Source organism: Myceligenerans pegani (assembly GCF_014892515.1).
Taxonomy (GTDB): Bacteria; Actinomycetota; Actinomycetes; order Actinomycetales; family Cellulomonadaceae; genus Myceligenerans; species Myceligenerans pegani.
In genome coordinates, this window is sequence record NZ_JADBGR010000054.1 from 83,735 (window position 1) to 100,420 (window position 16,686).

Below are 16,686 nucleotides of genomic sequence, written 5' to 3' on the forward strand. Positions count from 1 at the left end.
CCGACACGGCGGGGCGGGGTCCGGCGCCGGAACGGGCGCCGATCACGCGTGGCGGGCACGTACTGAGGGGTCACCGGTCCCCGGCCGCCGGCCGGGTCGCGGCGACGCGCGGACGCGACGCAGGGATGCCCGCGGGGGCGGAGCCCGGCGGGCCGGGAGCGCAGAGCATCACGGACATGAGTTCGTCCGTGGCGCGGTGCACCTCGTCGTTGACGATCGTGACGTCGAACTCGCTCTCGGCGGCGAGCTCGACGTGCGCGGTGCGCAGCCGGCGTGCGCGTTCCTCGGGGCCCTCGGTGCCGCGTCCGACGAGCCGGCGTTCGAGCTCGGCGAAGCTGGGCGGGGCGAGGAACACGAAGCATGCGTCGAGGCCGTCCATCGACTGGACGGCCTCGCGCACCTGCCGTGCGCCCTGGAGGTCGATCTCCAGGAGCACCGGCACACCGGCCTCGAGCTTCTCCTCGACGGGGCCGCGTGGTGTGCCGTAGCGGTTCTTCCCGTGGACGACGGCCCATTCGAGCATCTCGCCGGCCTCGACGAGGCGGTCGAACTCGTCGTGGCTCACGAACCGGTAGTGGACGCCGTCCACCTCGCCGGGGCGTGGCGACCGGGTGGTCGCCGACACCGAGAGCCACACCTGCGGGTACCGCTCACGCACGTCCGCGGAGACGGTCCCCTTGCCGACTGCCGTCGGCCCGGCCAGGACTGTCAGCCGGGCGGGGGTTGTGGTGGAAATTTCAGCCGAACCTCTCGATCAGGGCCGCGGACTGGTGCGGCCCCAGGCCGCGCACGCGGCGCGTCTCGGCGATCCCGATCTCCTCCATGATCGCCTTCGCCTTCACCTTACCCACTCCGGGCATGGACTCCAGCAGGGAGACGACCTTGAGCTTGCCGACGACGTCGTCCGTCCTGCCCTTCTCGATGACCTCCTTGAGGGAGCCCTGCGAGTACTTCAGCTTGTTCTTGATCTCGGCGCGCACACGACGGGCTTCGGCCGCCTTCTCGAGTGCGGCTGCACGCTGCTCAGGGGTGAGGGGAGGGAGTGCCACGCAAGTCACCTACTCAGGTTGTGGACGGTTGGCCCGTCCGTGGGTCTTTCGAGACTGCTGCATCGAAAGTAGTCATGACTTCCCTGGTCGGCAATCCAGAACCCCCCGCGTGGCGCACATTTCCGCAACCCTTCACGTCTGCCGAACATCCCATCAAGAGCATTTCACCGTAAAGGGTATGTAGAATGCGCCAAAAGTCCTGGTCGCCGCCGTGTCAACCCTCCTGGGTACGGCGGGAGTGTGATGTCCGTCACGTGGTACGGGTTTTCCCGGACGCCGGGCATGGCGGCGCCTGGTATGGCCACGGCCGGCCGGGGACGGCGCGAGCCCGGGGGCCGGCGGTTCGCTGCCCGCCGGCCCCCGGCGGTGCCGGGGTGGTGCCGGTCAGCCGCGCAGTGCGCGGGTGGCGGTCTCGGCGGCCCGGCGGGCGGCCGTGCGCAGGGCCTCGGGTGCGGGTCCGGCGCGCAGGATCCCGCGGGAGGAGGACGCGAGGACCCGGTGGCGCGCGTCGCCGAAGGTCGTGGCGAGTTCTTTCTCCCCCGCGCCCTGGGCGCCGACGCCGGGGGCGAGCAGCGGCCCGTTCACGGCGGCCAGGTCGGTGCCGGTGGCCGCGGCGGCGTCACCGATCGTGGCGCCGACGACCAGGCCCACCGAGCCCATCGGCGTGACGCCGGCGTTGCGCGCGGCGGCGTGGGCCGCCACGGCCGCGGCCACCGTCGGGGCGACCGTCGTCGCGGGTGCCGGTTCGGCGCCGTGGCCGGGCGCGGCACTCGTGCGCGCGTGCTGGACCTCCCGGCCCTGCGGGTTGGAGGTGAGGCACAGCACGAACAGGCCGCGGCCGGTGGCGGCGGCCAGGTCGACGGCGGGGTCCAGGGACCCGAACCCGAGGTAGGGCGAGACGGTCAGCGCGTCACCGGCCAGCGGCGAGCCGTCGCGCAGGAACGCGTCGGCGTAGGCGGCCATGGTCGAGCCGATGTCGCCGCGCTTGGCGTCCACGATCGTGAGCGTGCCGGCCGCACGGGCGGCCGCGAGGGTCTCCTCCAGCGCCGCCAGCCCGGCCGACCCGTGCCGCTCGTAGAACGCGGCCTGCGGCTTGAACGCGGCCACGTGCCCGGCAAGCGCCTCCACGACCCGCAGCGAGAACTCCCGCACCCCGGCGGCCGTGTCCGCCAGCCCCCAGGAGGCCAGCAGCGTGGCGTGCGGGTCGATCCCGGCGCACAACGGCCCGTGGTCGTCCATCGCCGCGGCCAGCCGCGCGCCGAACGGCGCCGCCGTCGTCGCCCCGTCCCGATCGGCCGGTACGCTCGAAGCGGTCCCGGCCGACGACGACGGCGCGGGCGGGGCCGCGCTCATACGAGCACCTCCCGCTCCGGCCGGCGTCCGGCCTCACCGGAACCGTCCCCGTCCGGCTCGCCCGTGCCGGCAGCCGCCCGCCGCGCGAGCGTCGCGGCGGTGTGCTCCTGCAGACTGGCCACGGCGAACGGGCCGCCACGGACCGCCTCGATGCCCTGCACCGCCGCGGCGAGCTGATCCACGGTGGTGACGATCGGCCGGTCGGTCGCCGTGGTGGCCGCGCGGATCTCGTAGCCGTCGGCGCGGGCACCCTGCCCGGACGGGGAATTGACCACCAGGTCGACCTGCCCGTCCAGGATGAGGTCGACGATCGTCGGCTCGCCCTGCGGCCCCTTGCCCGCGGAGTACTTGCGCACCACCTGCGCCTCGATACCGTTGCGGCGCAGCACCGTGGCCGTGCCCGACGTCGCCAGCACCGTGAACCCGATCTCCGCCAGCTTCTTCACCGGGAACACGACATGCCGCTTGTCCCGGTCGGCCACCGACACGAACACCGTGCCCGACGTCGGCAGCCCGCCGAAAGCGGCCGCCTGCGACTTCGCGAACGCGCGCGGGAAGTCCTTGTCGAACCCCATCACCTCACCCGTGGACCGCATCTCCGGCCCGAGCACCGTGTCCACCACGATCCCCGCACGGGTACGGAACCGCTTGAACGGCAGCACGGCCTCCTTCACCGCCAGCGGCGCGTCCAGGTCCAGCGTGCCACCATCACCCTCCGCGGGCAGCAGCCCGGACGCGCGCAGCGCCGCGATGCTCTCCCCCACCATCACCCGCGCCGCCGCCTTCGCCAGCGGCGTCCCGGTCGCCTTGGACACGAACGGCACCGTACGCGACGCGCGCGGGTTCGCCTCCAGCACGTACAACACGTCCGACACCAGCGCGTACTGCACGTTCAGCAGCCCGCGCACCCCCACACCCCGCGCGATGGCCTCGGTCGAACGCCGGATCCGCTCGATCTCCGCCTCCGACAGCGACACCGGCGGCAGCACGCACGCCGAGTCCCCCGAATGGATCCCCGCCTCCTCGATGTGCTCCATCACCCCGCCGAGGAACAACTCCTCCCCGTCGTACAGCGCATCGACGTCGATCTCCATCGCGTCGTCCAGGAACCGGTCGATCAGCAGCGGCGCCGGCAACGTGCCCGGCGCCCCCACCGACACCGCCTCCGACAGCGCCCGCTCCACGTACTCCGTCAACTGCTCACCCGAGTACACGATCTCCATGCCACGCCCGCCCAGCACGTACGACGGCCGCACCAGCACCGGGAACCCGATCCGACCGGCCACCTCCCGAGCCTGCCCCAGCGTGCGCGCCGTACCGAACGCCGGAGCCGGCAGACCCGCATCCTGCAGCACCTGACCGAACACGCCACGGTCCTCGGCCGCGTCGATCGACTCCGGACTCGTCCCCAGGATCGGCAGACCCGCATCCGCCAGCCGCTGCGCCAGCCCCAGCGGCGTCTGCCCGCCCAACTGCACGATGATCCCCTTGACCGGCCCGGCCGCCACCTCCGCCAGGTACACCTCCAGCACGTCCTCGAACGTCAACGGCTCGAAGTACAACCGGTCCGACGTGTCGTAGTCCGTCGACACCGTCTCCGGGTTGCAGTTCACCATCACCGTCTCGTACCCGGCCTCCGCCAACGCCAGGGTCGCGTGCACGCACGAGTAGTCGAACTCGATCCCCTGCCCGATCCGGTTCGGCCCCGACCCCAGGATGATCACCGCCTCCCGCTCCCGCGGCGCCACCTCCGACTCCTGGTCGTAGGACGAGTAGTGATACGGCGTCGCCGCCGCGAACTCCGCCGCGCACGTGTCCACCGTCTTGTACACCGGCCGCACCCCCAGCGCGTGCCGCACCTCCCGCACCGTCACCTCACCGGCCGGACCCATGTCCCGCAACCGCGCGATCTGCGCGTCCGACAAACCGTGCCGCTTCGCCTCCCGCACGACGTCGGCCGTGAGCGTGGCGCTCGCGGCCACGACGGCGGCCTGCTCGTTGATCAGCAGGATCTGGTCCAGGAACCACGGGTCGATCCCGCTGGCCGCGTGCACCCGGTCGATCAGGTCACCCGCCGCCGTCCCGCCCGGCTCGGCCGCCGCGCGCAACACCTGCTGCACCTGCACGAGCCGCGACTCGGTGGGCCGCTCGATCTCCCGCAGCAGCTCCTCCAGCCGCTCGCCCGACGGCGCGGCACCGTCCCAGTGGAACGTCACCCCGCCCTTGTCGATCGACCGCAGCGCCTTGCCCAGCGCCTCGGTGAAGTTCCGGCCCAGCGCCATCGCCTCGCCCACCGACTTCATGGTCGTGGTCAGCGTGTCGTCGGCGGCCGGGAACTTCTCGAACGCGAACCGCGGCACCTTCACCACCACGTAGTCCAGCGTCGGCTCGAACGACGCCGGCGTCACCCGCGTGATGTCGTTCGGGATCTCGTCCAGCGTGTACCCCACCGCCAGCTTCGCCGCGATCTTCGCGATCGGGAACCCCGTCGCCTTCGACGCCAGCGCACTCGACCGCGACACACGCGGATTCATCTCGATCACGATCACCCGCCCCGTGGCCGGGTCCACGGCGTACTGGATGTTGCAGCCACCCGTGTCCACACCCACCTCACGGATCACCGCGATACCGATGTCCCGCAGCTTCTGGTACTCCCGGTCCGTGAGCGTCATCGCCGGGGCCACCGTCACCGAGTCACCCGTGTGCACACCCACGGCGTCCACGTTCTCGATCGAGCAGACCACCACGACGTTGTCGTCCTTGTCCCGCATCAGCTCCAGCTCGTACTCCTTCCACCCGAGGATCGACTCCTCCAGGAGCACCTCCGTGGTCGGCGAGTAGTGCAGCCCCTGCCCCACGATCCGACGCAGGTCCTCCTCGTCGTACGCCAGCCCGGACCCCAGGCCACCCATCGTGAACGAAGGACGCACCACCATCGGGTACCCGAGCGTGCCGGCCGCCTCCAGCGCCTCCTCGACGGAGTGCACGATCTCGCTGCGCGCCGACTCACCCCCGCACCGCTCCACGACCCGCTTGAACTGCTCACGATCCTCACCCTTCTGGATCGCGGGAATGTTCGCGCCGATCAGCTCCACGCCGTACTCCGCTAGCACCCCGGCCTCGTGCAACGCGATCGCCGCGTTCAGCGCCGTCTGACCACCCAGCGTCGGCAGCAGCGCATCCGGCCGCTCCTTCGCGATGATCGACGTCAGCACCTCCGTCGTGATCGGCTCCACGTACGTCGCATCCGCGAACTCCGGATCCGTCATGATCGTGGCCGGGTTCGAGTTCACCAGGACGACCCGCAGGCCCTCCTCCTTCAGCACCCGGCACGCCTGCGTCCCCGAGTAGTCGAACTCGCACGCCTGCCCGATCACGATCGGACCCGACCCGATCACCAGAACCGAGGAAATATCGTTCCGACGAGGCATCAGTGCTCCTCCTCAATCTCGTGGCCGGCCGGCACGGACCCACCGGACGCCGCCAGCCGCGGCGGCCACACCCCCGGCTCCGTCATCAACCCGACGAACCGATCGAACAAGTACGCCGCATCATGCGGCCCGGCCGCCGCCTCCGGGTGGTACTGCACCGAGAACGCCGGCAGATCCAGACACGTCAACCCCTCCACCACCTGATCGTTCAACCCCACATGAGACACCACCACACGGCCGTACCGGCCCCCCTCGTGCGGAGCCGTCGACACCGCCGCCCCACCCGACCCGTCCGACACCGGCGCATCCACCGCGAACCCATGATTGTGCGCCGTCACCTCCACCTTCCCCGTCGTCCGATCCAGCACCGGCTGATTGATCCCCCGATGCCCGTACCCCAGCTTGAACGTCCCGTACCCCAGCGCCCGCCCCAGGATCTGATTCCCGAAACAGATCCCGAAGAACGGAATCCCCCGATCCAGCACCGCACGCAACAACCCCACCTCGTGCTCCGCCGCATCCGGATCCCCCGGACCGTTCGAGAAGAACACACCCCGCGCCGCCCCCTCCGGCAACCCTTCGAACACCGCCAGCACATCCTCGACCGACGAACTCTGCGGCACCACCACCACACGCACCCCACGCTCCGCCAGCCGCCGCGGCGTCATCGCCTTGATCCCCAGATCCACCGCGACCACCGTCGCCACCGGAGCCCTCCCCGCGAACTCCCCCGACGGCTCCACCACGTACACCTCCCGCGTGGACACCTCCGGCGCCAGATTCGCCCCCGCCATCTGCGGCGACGCCCGCACCTCCGCCACCAGGTCCGACACGGGGCGCTCGCGGGTCCGCCCTCCGGGCCCGGTCTCGAACAGGGCGTCACCGGAGAAGATCCCGGCCCGCATCACGCCCTCCTCGCGCAGCCGCCGGGTCAGTGCCCGCGTGTCCAGGCCGCTCACGCCGACGACACCCTGGGCCGCCAGTTCCTCGTCCAGGGACCGGCGCGCGCGCCAGTTCGACACCCGTCGTGCGGGGTCGCGGACCACGTACCCGGACACCCAGATGCGGGCGGATTCCGGGTCGTCGTCGTTCACGCCGGTGTTGCCCACGTGCGGCGCCGTCATCACGACGATCTGCCGGTGGTACGACGGGTCGGTGAGCGTCTCCTGGTAGCCGGTCATCCCGGTGGAGAACACGAGCTCGCCGAACGTGGAACCGGTCGCGCCGTAGGCGCGTCCCGTGAAGGTGCTGCCGTCCTCCAGGACGAGCGCGGCACGCGTGAGCTCCGCTGCCGGAGCCGTCGGAGCCGCAAGGTCAGTTGTCGTCGTCATCGAGTGTTCCCCCGGTGGTGCTGGGTGCCTGGTCGTGCTGAACGTTCTGCTGCTGTGTGTACTCCTGCTCGGAGTACTGCTGTCGGGACTGTCGCCGGGTGTCGTCGCGCGCCGCGGTGCCGGTGCGGTCGGCCGCGATCAGGTGCCGGATCGCGTCCACGAGCCGGCCGCGGTCCGTGGCGTGCCGGGTACGCAGTCCGGTGTCGAGCAGGACGGGGCCCTCGCCCGGCGAGCCGGGCCCGCCCGCGCCGTCGTCGGACACCGCCCACGACACCACGACGAGCCCGTCGGCACCGACGTACTTGCCCGCCATACCCGGCGCGAGCTGCGCCGACCGGATCGTGCCGACCGGGATCCACAGGTCCCGCGTACCGTCGCGCTCCACGAACACGCCCGAGTCCAGCACACTCACGCGCGCCAGCGCCCGGTCGCCGAGCTGATGCGCACCCACGCGCGCCAGCCAGTCCCCGTGCAGCGTGCTCGAGACGTACGTCGCCTCGACCGGACCGAACACCGGCTCCGGCCCCGTGGCCAGCGCACCCCCGAACGCCGCCGCGACCTCCGCGGGGACCTCCGGGGGCGCCGGGACCACCGCGCTCGTGCGCGACGCCAGCCGCCTGCGGCCCGTCAGCACCAGGTACAGCAGCGCGAGACCGATCACGACCCAGATCGCCACGGCCACCGGCATCGGAAGGTTCATGCCGGCACCCCCTCGGTCGCGATCGCGCCGTCCACCGGCACCCCGTCGAGCACCGTCGCCCGCCCCCGCAGGAACGTCGCCACCACCGTGCCCGGCAGCTCCATCCCCTCCAGCGGCGTGTTCCCGCTCGCCGTCACCTGCTCTGTACCCCGCACCGTGCGCGAGGCCGCCGGATCCACGAGCGTCACGTTCGCCGGCTCACCGACCGCCACCGGGCGACCGTGCGCGCCCGGGCCCGCGTCGATCCGCCCGATCCGCGCCGGCGCTGCCGACAGGACCCGCGCCACGTCCGCCCACGTCATCCGGCCCGTGTCCACCATCACCTGCTGGACCACCGACAACGCCGTCTCCAGGCCCGTCATCCCGAAGGCCGCCGCGGCCCACTCGCAGTCCTTGTCCTCGACCGGATGCGGGGCGTGATCCGTCGCCACGACGTCGATCGTGCCGTCCGCCAGTCCTTCACGGACCGCCTCCACGTCTTCTCGGGTCCGCAACGGCGGATTCACCTTGAACCGCGCGTCGTACGACCGCGCCCGCTCGTCGGTCAGCAGCAGATGATGCGGCGTCACCTCCGCCGTCACGTCCACCCCCCGCGACTTCGCCCACCGCACGATCTCCACGCTGCGCGCCGTCGACAGATGACACACGTGCAACCGCGAGCCCACGTGCTCCGCCAGCAGCACGTCCCGCGCGATGATCGACTCCTCCGCCACGGCCGGCCACCCCGCCAGCCCGATCTCCGCGGACACCACGCCCTCGTTCATCTGCGCGCCCTCGGTCAGCCTGGGCTCCTGCGCATGCTGCGCCACCACGCCGTCGAACGCCTTGACGTACTCCAGCGCACGCCGCATCAGCACCGGATCGTGCACGCACTTACCGTCGTCCGAGAACACCCGCACCCCCGCCGCCGAGTCCGCCATCGCGCCCAGCTCCGCGAGCCGCTCGCCGCCGAGCCCGACCGTGACCGCACCCACGGGCCGCACGTCGACCCAGCCGGCGTCCTTCCCCAGACGCCACACCTGCTCGACGACGCCCGCCGTGTCCTGGGTCGGAGTCGTGTTCGCCATGGCATGCACGGCGGTGAAGCCGCCCGCCGCAGCCGCCCGCGTGCCGGACCACACGGTCTCGGCGTCCTCGCGCCCCGGCTCGCGCAGGTGCGTGTGCAGGTCCACGAGGCCCGGCAGCAGCACGAGACGATCCCCGCCGTCGATCTCCACGACGCCGGCACCGGCGTCCGCGCCCCTGTCAGGGCCCGTGCCCGACGACGGCGCACTGGCCGCGCCCCCGCCCGCGGCCGCCCCTCCCGTCCCGGGCGCACCGACATGCGTGATCCGCTCGCCCGACAGCACGACGTCGGCCGGCTCGCCGCCGAGCGGGCGCACCCCGCGCAGGATGTACGTGGTGGTCACAAGCTCGTCCTTTCATTGGGCACGGAACCCGCGCCGGCGTCGTTGCCCGCCAGCAGCAGGTACAGGGCCGCCATGCGCACGGCGATACCGTTCGCGACCTGCTCCACGATCACCGACCGCGCATGATCGGCCGCGTCGGCACTGATCTCCAGGCCACGGTTCATGGGCCCCGGATGCATGACGATCGCATGACCGGGAAGCCGCGCGAGGCGCCGCGAACCGAGACCGAACTTGCGGCTGTACTCCTGCGCGCTCGGGAAGAACGCGCCACCGGCGCCGCCACTCATCCGCTCCCGCTGCACACGAAGCATCATCACCGCGTCCGGCTTCGCCCGCTCGATCGTCTCATCGAGGTGGTACGACACCTCGCACGGCCACGTCTCCACCCCGACCGGCAGCAGCGTCGGCGGCGCCACCAGCGTCACCCGGGCCCCGAGCGTGTGCAACAGACGCACGTTCGACCGCGCCACACGCGAGTGCAGCACGTCACCCACGATCGCGACCCGCAGACCGGCCAGATCGGTCCCCTCGGTACCCGCGTCGGACCCACCGCCGACCAGGTGCCGCCGGATCGTGAAGGCGTCCAGCAGCGCCTGCGTGGGATGCTGGTGCATACCGTCACCGGCGTTCAGCACCGCCGCGTCCAGCCACCCGGCGTGCGCCAGCATGTGCGGCGCACCGGACGCCTGATGCCGCACGACCACGGCGTCGGCCCCCATCGCGTGCAGCGTGAGCGCCGTGTCCTTGAGGGACTCCCCCTTGGACACGCTCGACCCCTTGGCCGAGAAGTTGATCACGTCCGCGGACAGGCGCTTCGCCGCCGTCTCGAACGAGATCCGCGTCCGCGTCGAGTCCTCGTAGAAGAGATTCACCACGGTACGGCCGCGCAACGTGGGAAGCTTCTTCATCTCACGCGCCTGGGTGGCCGCCATCTGCGCGGCCGTGTCCAGGAGAAGGATCGCGTCGTCCTTCGCGAGATCGGCGGTCGACAGGAGATGCCTCATCGCGCACCCTCCTCGCCACCGGCCGGCGGCCGTCCCGCCACATCCCCGCCATCGGCGGAGCCCGCGCCGGCGACGTACTCGCTGATCGTGACGGAGTCCTCGCCGTCCGTCTCCGTCAGGTGCACGCTGATGCGCTCCGAGCGGGAGGTGGGCAGGTTCTTGCCCACGTAGTCGGCCCGGATCGGCAGCTCGCGGTGCCCGCGGTCCACGAGGGCGGCGAGCTGCACGGCACGCGGCCGGCCGACGTCGTTCAGGGCGTCGAGGGCGGCACGGATGGTACGGCCGGAGAACAGCACGTCGTCGACCAGCACCACCGTGCGGCCGTCGACGCTGCCCGGGATGCGCGTCGCCCCCACGGCCCGTGTGGGGTGGCGGCGCAGGTCGTCGCGGTACATCGTGACGTCGAGCTCGCCCACGGCTCCGGTGTCGTACGTCGGCTCGATCTCGGCGAGGCGACCGGCGAGGCGGCGGGCCAGCGGGACGCCGCGCGTCGGGATACCGAGGAGGACGACGTCGGCCGCCCCCTTGTTGCGCTCGGTGATCTCGTGCGCGATGCGCGTCAGTGCGCGGGCGATGTCGGGGGCTTCGAGAACCGTGGTTCCCCGGGGGCTCTCACCCGGCCCGTTTCCGGGCAGAGCGATGCTAGGACTCATCCTCCTGGCCTCCTTTTCCGCCTCACTGGACGGGCTTAAAGGGAGTCTGACCCCGCCACCATAACCCGCCACACGGACACGAGAACGCCGCTCGCCGCGATGCGGCGAGCGGCGTTCCTCACACTCGTCGTCTCTCCGGGCTGCGCGCCGGCTCACGCGCCGACGATGGCCGGGAACGTTCGGGATCCGGCCAGGCTTCGGGTTCAGGCTTCCGGTTCAGGCGAGCAGGCTGGGCTTCATGTCCTTGATCCGGCCCAGCAGGCCGTTCACGAAGGCCGGCGACTCGTCCGTCGACAGTCCCGCCGCCAGCTCGACGGCCTCGTCCACGGCCACGGCGTCCGGCACGTCGTCGTTGAACAGCAGCTCCCACGTGCCGATGCGCAGCAGCGCCCGGTCGACGGCCGGCATGCGCTGCAGCGTCCAGCCGTGCGAGTACGTCTCCAGCGCCTCGTCGATGCGGTCCAGCCGCGCCAGCACCCCCTCGACGATCTCGACCGTGTACTGCGGCACGGGAGCCTCGGTGTACGGGGTCTCGACACGATCCGCCAGCAGCTTCGCGGGATCGATGTCCCGTTGCTCGGCCTCGAAGAGGATGTCGGCGGCGCGCTTGCGCGCCTTGGTCCGGGCGCCCATCAGTCGTTGACGCGTCCCAGGTAGTCGCGCGTGCGGGTGTCGACCTTGACCTTCGTGCCCTGCTCCAGGAACAGCGGGACCTGGATCTCGGCGCCGGTCTCCAGCGTGGCCGGCTTCGTCCCACCCGTGGAACGGTCGCCCTGCAGGCCCGGCTCCGTGTAGGTGATCTCCATCGTGACGGCCTGCGGCAGCTCGATGTACAGCGGCTGCCCGTCGTTGGTGGCGACCATGACCTGCATGCCCTCGAGCATGAAGTCCTTCGCGTCACCCACCGTCTCCGGGCTGATCGTGATCTGGTCGAACGTGTCGTTGTCCATGAACACGTAGTCCGTGCCGTCCATGTACAGGAACTGGTAGTCGCGACGGTCCACGTTCGCCGTCTCCACCTTGACGCCCGCGTTGAACGTCTTGTCGACAACCTTGCCGGACAGCACGTTCTTCATCTTGGTGCGGACGAACGCGCCACCCTTGCCCGGCTTGACGTGCTGGAACTCGAGGATCGTCCAGAGCTGACCGTCGATGCGGAGCACGGTGCCGTTCTTGATGTCGTTCGAGGTTGCCACGTTCGTCTTCCTGTAGTTCGGATGCGGTCCGGACACGACGACACGACGTCGCGACCGATGAGTTCGGGAGTAGCGCCTCAGTCTAACGGGATCGAGCGGGCGTCCGCGCGGACCGGATACCGGTTCAGGCGAGCGGTCCGAGCACGAGTGTGATCGTGCCCGTCCCGATGAACCCGCACGCGGAGGCCCACACGAGCGAAGCGAGAGTGCCGATCACGAATCGCTCCGACGCGAGCGGCTGCGCGCGCAGTTCCGCGTAACGCCCCAGCCCTTTGATCGCGATGACCAGCGCAATGCCCGACGGATACCCCAGGAGCAACGTGCCGGTGATCGCGAGCCGTTCGAGAAGCCCCATCCAGGCGCCGCCGCGCAGCGCTCTGATTGCGGACGGATCCATCGTTCCGGCATCGGGCTTCGGCACGCCCTCGCGGTCCGCAGAGGGGATCTGCTGGGCGACGACGATCGCGTCGTGCTTCGACCAGGGCAGATCGCCCTTCGACGCCTGCCGCAGCACCCACGTCACCACCCACGATCCCACCACGGCGCTCAGAACGAGGACCACCAGCCAGATCCCGGCCACCGCGAACCACTGCCAGAGCGCCATACCGGTCGCCGTGTCCCAGCTCACCCGGCTCCTTCCGTCGTACCGTCGTCAAGCGCCGCCAGGAGTCGTACCACGACCGGCAGCACAGCCTGCTCCTCATGCCACAGCGCGGTGCGTACCCGCTGACTCACCGCTTGCTCACTGATACCGAGCGCCGCCGCAGCATCCTTCTGCGCCGCGGACCGGCCCTCGGCCAGGAGCGACGCGAGCGTATCGGTGATCTCCCAGCCCGCGGAAGTCCTCTTCGAGCGGATCGCGCCCAGAAGCCGTAACAACGCCTCGACCTCCTCGGCGCGGGCCGTGCCACCCTCGACGGCGACCGAACTCCCCTTCGGCCGGGTCTTTGCCCGTTCCACAGCAGCCCGAGCACGCACGAACGCGTCACCGGAAGCTTCGCGCGACTCGGCCGGGAGCGGTTCATCGACCGCCCCCACTCCCAGCCCCACACTCCAGCCCTCGTCCCGAAGCAGTTCGAGCACGACGTCGACGACCAAGGCGGCATCGTCCAGGACGCCTTGGATCTCGTCGCCGACGGTTCGCCCGAACACCCGCACGACCCCGTCGCGCCCTCGCGTGACCTCGCCGATGAGCGCCAGCACCTGAGGCACGCGATCACCGTGTCGCGTGCTCCCCCGCTGATCGACTGTCAGGACGTACACGAGTCCAGTATCTCACCTGTACTGTTGCGGATACACGCCAGAGCCTGGAGATCAAGCAATCAAGCCTGGAGACTAGATTTGCTACCTGGCAAAAGAATGCGCCGCCGCGTCGGACCGAGGCATACCGGCAACATCACGCCCCACGATGCGTGCAACACGCCGGTCGAACCCGAGATCGTCATGCTGCAAGAAGCACGCGAAGAGGTCCTCTCCGCCGATCAGAAGGCATCCGTGATCCTCGCCGTGCTCGGGATCGGCTCGGGCATCGTCCTCTCGGGCGTGGTCGAAGGAGCCTGGCAGCCCTCAGGCCTGCAGCCCTGGGCGCAGTACGTGTGGTGGGGCGGCATGGGCCTCGGGGCCCTCGCCGCCTACTTCGCGGGCTCCGCGCTCTGGCCCCGCTACCGACGAGCAGACGTGGCGGACGGGATCAGGTACTGGGGTCACGTCGCCGCGTTCGACTCCCTGCCAGAGCTCGAGGCCGCGCTCGACAGATCGAAGATCTCTCTCCGCCAGCGCACCCGCCATCAGCTCTGGCGACTCTCTCATGTCGTCGCGCGCAAGTACCTCCACGTGAGGCGCTCGATGGCCGCGGCTGCCGTGGCCGGCGCTCTCGCCGCCGTCGCCGTGCTCCTGGGCTGATCCGCAGCAAACCCTTGACCTCGAGTCGGGTTGAGGTAGTGCGATGGTGGGCATGATGACCGAACCCGCTCCGAAGCCCGTGAACCGCAGCATGACCGACGCCGGCGCCTGGCGCTCCGATCGACTTGACGTCGACGGCTACCTGGCACGACTGGGGATCCCGGCGCGGCCCCCCGGCCGGGCCGCGCTCGACGAGATCCACGAACGGCACGTGCGGACCTTCACGTTCGACAACGCCGACGTGCTCCTCCGGCAGCACCCCGGTGTCGACCTCGACGCCGTGCAGGAGAAGTTCGTCGGGCGCGGGCGGGGCGGGTACTGCTTCGAGCACTCGACGCTGCTGTCCGCGGCGCTCGAACAGCTCGGATACCGGGTGATCCGGCGGCTCGCGCGCGTCGGGGACCCGGCCGGCGGGCCGGTGGGCACGCGGACCCACCTCGTCGTCGAGGTCGTGCTGGACGGTGAGCGGCTGCTGTGCGACCCGGGCTTCGGGATGAGCATCGTGCGGCCCGTACCGCTGATCGACGGGCACGAGGAGGAGCAGGACGGCGAACGGTTCCGGGTCGTGCGCACCCACGAGGGCGACGTCGCCGCCTGGCAGCTCCAGCGGCTGCGCGGGCAGGGCTGGGAGGTGCAGCACACCACCGACGAGATCCCCGTGCACCCGGCGGACGTCGCGGACGGCCACCACGTCACGAGCACCTCGCCCGGATCGCACTTCACCACGAGTCTGATCGTCGCGCGGCGCCTGCCGGACCGGCACGTGACGCTCACCTCCGACGGCGTGACGATCCGGCGCCCCGGCGCACCGACGGAGCACCAGGACGTCAGCCCAGGCGAGCTCCGTGAGTGGCTCGGCATCCTCGACCCGCACCTGTCCGCGGAGGAGACCGAACGCCTGCTCGCCTGGGCCGCCGAGCACCGCACGGTCTCGCAGCGGCCCGCCGGCCGGCCCACGACGGCAGGGTGACGGGCCGGCCCCAGCCGGCCCACGCGCCTCACTCGCCCCGGTCGACCCGCGACGCCACCGCCTCCAGCGCCAGCCGGTATCCCTCGAAACCGAATCCGGCGATCGTGCCCGTGGCCACTCCCGCGACCACCGAGAGGTGACGGAATGACTCGCGGGCCGCCGGATTGGACAGGTGCACCTCCACCAGCGTGAGGCCGGTACCGGTGACCTGCGCCGCGGCGTCCCGCATGCCGTAGCTGTAGTGCGTGAACGCCGCCGGGTTGAGCACGACGTGAGCCCGCGTGTCCACCGCCTCGTGCAGCCAGCCCAGGAGTGTCGCCTCGTCGTCGGTCTGCCGGACCTCCACGTCGAGGCCCAGGTCACCGCCCCACTCCCCCGCGGCCTTCTCGAGGTCCGCCGGCGTGGCATGGCCGTAGATCTCCGGCTCCCGCACACCGAGCCGGCCGAGGTTGGGTCCGTTGAGGACGAGCACCCGTGTCATGGAGACGAGGGTAGGTGACCTCCGGAGTTCGGCGGGTCGTGGATCCATTGCTTGGCACACTTTTAATTCTCGGCGCACTCTCGGTGCCCGGGAACCGTGTCGCGCTGGACGCGCCGCCGAACGATCCGCGGCGTCCGCCACAATATCCCCGTGACCTACCGCGTGATGACCGTCTGCACCGGGAACATCTGCCGCTCACCCATGGCCGAGATCGTGCTGCGGGACAGGTTCGAGGCGGCCGGGCTCGACGTCGTCGTCGACTCGACCGGGGTGAGCGACGAGGAGCACGGCAACCCGATCGACCCCCGCGCCGCCGCCGCGCTCGCCGGGCGGGGTTACGCACGAGGGGACGGGCACGTCGCGCGCCAGGTCACGAGGGCCGACGTCGGCTCCCGCGACCTGATCCTCGCCATGACGCACCACCACGCCCGCCGCCTGGAGGTCCTCGACCCCCGTGCCGACGTGCGCCTCTACCGCGCCTTCGACCCCGCGGCGGCCGGGCTCGCGGGCCATCGGCTCGACATCGCCGACCCCTGGTTCGGCGGCCCGGCCGAGTTCGAGGACTGCCTCGACCAGATCGAGGCGGGCGCCGACGGCGTCGTCGCGCACGTGCAGGCCGGGCTGGTGCGCGCCGGCCGCACGGGATGACCGTCCGCTCCCGCGCCACGCACCGCCGGAGCCGCCCGCGCCTCAGGCAGGCAGACCACCCGAGCCGTCGTCGTCCTCGACGCCGTCCACCAGCAGCCGGCGCGGACCCGTGCCCGTGCCGGAGAGCTCGTCGTGCGGGTTGTTCAGCGCGCACGTCCGCAGGGAGAGGCAGCCGCAGCCGATGCAGTCCGTGAGGGTGTCGCGCAGCCGCTCCATCTGCTCGATCCGGGCGTCCAGGTCCTCGCGCCACGCGCGCGACAGCCGGGCCCAGTCCTTCTTGGTGGGCGCCCGGTCCGCGGGCAGGGTCGCGAGGGCCTCGCCGATCCTCGTGAGCGGGATCCCCACCCGGCGCGAGGTCCGGATGAATGCCACCCGACGCAGCACGTCGCGCCGGTAGCGCCGCTGGTTGCCCCGGGTGCGGCGACTCGCAATCAGGCCCTGCCGCTCGTAGAAGTGCAGCGCCGAGACCGCCACGCCGGAACGCCGGGCCACCTCCCCCACCGTGAGCTCCGTGTGGTCCCAGGGCGGCGGCCCTCCGGAGCCGGGAGCTTCCACGGCG

18 protein-coding genes are annotated in these 16,686 nt (G+C 71.3%); 3 read left to right on the forward strand and 15 right to left on the reverse strand.

The window, feature by feature from the left end:
* Nucleotides 1-70: 70 nt before the first annotated feature.
* From gmk to IIE03_RS04555, 13 genes are all read right to left on the reverse strand, one after another.
* Nucleotides 71-736 (reverse strand): guanylate kinase, encoded by a 666-nt coding sequence (gene gmk / locus IIE03_RS04495; RefSeq protein WP_192861607.1) that lies wholly within the window; start codon nt 734-736, stop codon nt 71-73.
* Between the two features lies 1 nt (nt 737).
* The gene (mihF, locus tag IIE03_RS04500; protein WP_123814648.1) at nt 738-1,049 is read right to left on the reverse strand and encodes an integration host factor, actinobacterial type; all 312 of its coding nucleotides are present in this window, start codon (nt 1,047-1,049) and stop codon (nt 738-740) included.
* Nucleotides 1,050-1,433: 384 nt separating this feature from the next.
* Nucleotides 1,434-2,288 carry an orotidine-5'-phosphate decarboxylase gene (gene pyrF, locus IIE03_RS04505; RefSeq protein ID WP_408632826.1) on the reverse strand — a complete coding sequence of 285 codons (855 nt, stop codon included), beginning with the start codon at nt 2,286-2,288 and terminating at the stop codon, nt 1,434-1,436.
* A 110-nt stretch (nt 2,289-2,398) separates the two neighbouring features.
* On the reverse strand, nt 2,399-5,833 hold the full coding sequence (carB, locus tag IIE03_RS04510) for a carbamoyl-phosphate synthase large subunit (RefSeq protein WP_192861546.1): 3,435 nt from the start codon (nt 5,831-5,833) through the stop codon (nt 2,399-2,401).
* Nucleotides 5,833-7,164 carry a glutamine-hydrolyzing carbamoyl-phosphate synthase small subunit gene (carA, locus tag IIE03_RS04515; RefSeq protein WP_192861547.1) on the reverse strand — a complete coding sequence of 444 codons (1,332 nt, stop codon included), beginning with the start codon at nt 7,162-7,164 and terminating at the stop codon, nt 5,833-5,835. The genes carB and carA overlap by 1 nt, the downstream gene beginning before the upstream one ends.
* On the reverse strand, nt 7,148-7,864 hold the full coding sequence (locus IIE03_RS04520) for a PH-like domain-containing protein (RefSeq protein ID WP_192861548.1): 717 nt from the start codon (nt 7,862-7,864) through the stop codon (nt 7,148-7,150). Before IIE03_RS04520 ends, carA begins: the two co-directional genes overlap by 17 nt.
* Nucleotides 7,861-9,273 carry a dihydroorotase gene (locus IIE03_RS04525; RefSeq protein ID WP_192861549.1) on the reverse strand — a complete coding sequence of 471 codons (1,413 nt, stop codon included), beginning with the start codon at nt 9,271-9,273 and terminating at the stop codon, nt 7,861-7,863. Before IIE03_RS04525 ends, IIE03_RS04520 begins: the two co-directional genes overlap by 4 nt.
* A complete protein-coding gene (locus tag IIE03_RS04530; protein ID WP_192861550.1) occupies nt 9,270-10,277 on the reverse strand; it encodes an aspartate carbamoyltransferase catalytic subunit in 1,008 nt (335 codons plus the stop codon). Before IIE03_RS04530 ends, IIE03_RS04525 begins: the two co-directional genes overlap by 4 nt.
* Nucleotides 10,274-10,930, reverse strand: a complete 657-nt coding sequence (pyrR, locus tag IIE03_RS04535; RefSeq protein ID WP_192861551.1) for a bifunctional pyr operon transcriptional regulator/uracil phosphoribosyltransferase PyrR — start codon at nt 10,928-10,930, stop codon at nt 10,274-10,276. Before pyrR ends, IIE03_RS04530 begins: the two co-directional genes overlap by 4 nt.
* 216 nt (nt 10,931-11,146) lie before the next feature.
* Nucleotides 11,147-11,563 carry a transcription antitermination factor NusB gene (gene nusB / locus IIE03_RS04540; RefSeq protein ID WP_192861552.1) on the reverse strand — a complete coding sequence of 139 codons (417 nt, stop codon included), beginning with the start codon at nt 11,561-11,563 and terminating at the stop codon, nt 11,147-11,149.
* The gene (efp, locus tag IIE03_RS04545) at nt 11,563-12,126 is read right to left on the reverse strand and encodes an elongation factor P (protein ID WP_192861553.1); all 564 of its coding nucleotides are present in this window, start codon (nt 12,124-12,126) and stop codon (nt 11,563-11,565) included. The genes nusB and efp overlap by 1 nt, the downstream gene beginning before the upstream one ends.
* 124 nt (nt 12,127-12,250) lie before the next feature.
* On the reverse strand, nt 12,251-12,754 hold the full coding sequence (locus tag IIE03_RS04550) for a hypothetical protein (RefSeq protein ID WP_318842799.1): 504 nt from the start codon (nt 12,752-12,754) through the stop codon (nt 12,251-12,253).
* Entirely contained in the window at nt 12,751-13,338 is a 588-nt protein-coding gene (locus tag IIE03_RS04555) for a hypothetical protein (RefSeq protein ID WP_318842800.1), read from the reverse strand. Before IIE03_RS04555 ends, IIE03_RS04550 begins: the two co-directional genes overlap by 4 nt.
* A 231-nt stretch (nt 13,339-13,569) precedes the next feature.
* On the opposite strand from IIE03_RS04555, the gene IIE03_RS04560 reads away from it, so the two are divergent.
* Both IIE03_RS04560 and IIE03_RS04565 read left to right on the forward strand, forming a co-directional pair.
* A complete protein-coding gene (locus IIE03_RS04560; protein WP_192861555.1) occupies nt 13,570-14,028 on the forward strand; it encodes a Pycsar system effector family protein in 459 nt (152 codons plus the stop codon).
* 55 nt (nt 14,029-14,083) lie between these two features.
* Entirely contained in the window at nt 14,084-14,998 is a 915-nt protein-coding gene (locus IIE03_RS04565; protein ID WP_225997238.1) for an arylamine N-acetyltransferase family protein, read from the forward strand.
* 28 nt (nt 14,999-15,026) lie between these two features.
* Here IIE03_RS04565 and IIE03_RS04570 read toward each other — a convergent pair whose 3' ends face one another.
* Nucleotides 15,027-15,479, reverse strand: a complete 453-nt coding sequence (locus IIE03_RS04570) for a type II 3-dehydroquinate dehydratase (protein WP_192861556.1) — start codon at nt 15,477-15,479, stop codon at nt 15,027-15,029.
* 150 nt (nt 15,480-15,629) lie between these two features.
* Here IIE03_RS04570 and IIE03_RS04575 point away from each other — a divergent pair, with 150 nt between their 5' ends.
* Nucleotides 15,630-16,127 carry a low molecular weight protein-tyrosine-phosphatase gene (locus IIE03_RS04575; protein ID WP_318842801.1) on the forward strand — a complete coding sequence of 166 codons (498 nt, stop codon included), beginning with the start codon at nt 15,630-15,632 and terminating at the stop codon, nt 16,125-16,127.
* Nucleotides 16,128-16,169: 42 nt separating this feature from the next.
* On the opposite strand, the gene soxR is transcribed toward IIE03_RS04575, so the two are convergent.
* Nucleotides 16,170-16,682, reverse strand: coding sequence for a redox-sensitive transcriptional activator SoxR (soxR, locus tag IIE03_RS04580; RefSeq protein ID WP_192861557.1), 513 nt, complete (start codon nt 16,680-16,682; stop codon nt 16,170-16,172).
* Between the last annotated feature and the right edge of the window lie 4 nt (nt 16,683-16,686).

Bases quoted from the DNA above. Each gene is read 5' to 3' on its own strand.
- pyrF (WP_408632826.1), bottom strand. From the start codon at position 2,288: ATGGACGACCACGGGCCGTTGTGCGCCGGGATCGACCCGCACGCCACG.
- carB (WP_192861546.1), bottom strand. From the start codon at position 5,833: ATGCCTCGTCGGAACGATATTTCCTCGGTTCTGGTGATCGGGTCGGGT.
- carA (WP_192861547.1), bottom strand. From the start codon at position 7,164: ATGACGACGACAACTGACCTTGCGGCTCCGACGGCTCCGGCAGCGGAG.
- IIE03_RS04520 (WP_192861548.1), bottom strand. From the start codon at position 7,864: ATGAACCTTCCGATGCCGGTGGCCGTGGCGATCTGGGTCGTGATCGGT.
- IIE03_RS04530 (WP_192861550.1), bottom strand. From the start codon at position 10,277: ATGAGGCATCTCCTGTCGACCGCCGATCTCGCGAAGGACGACGCGATC.
- pyrR (WP_192861551.1), bottom strand. From the start codon at position 10,930: ATGAGTCCTAGCATCGCTCTGCCCGGAAACGGGCCGGGTGAGAGCCCC.
- nusB (WP_192861552.1), bottom strand. From the start codon at position 11,563: ATGGGCGCCCGGACCAAGGCGCGCAAGCGCGCCGCCGACATCCTCTTC.
- IIE03_RS04560 (WP_192861555.1), top strand. From the start codon at position 13,570: ATGCTGCAAGAAGCACGCGAAGAGGTCCTCTCCGCCGATCAGAAGGCA.
- IIE03_RS04565 (WP_225997238.1), top strand. From the start codon at position 14,084: ATGACCGAACCCGCTCCGAAGCCCGTGAACCGCAGCATGACCGACGCC.
- IIE03_RS04570 (WP_192861556.1), bottom strand. From the start codon at position 15,479: ATGACACGGGTGCTCGTCCTCAACGGACCCAACCTCGGCCGGCTCGGT.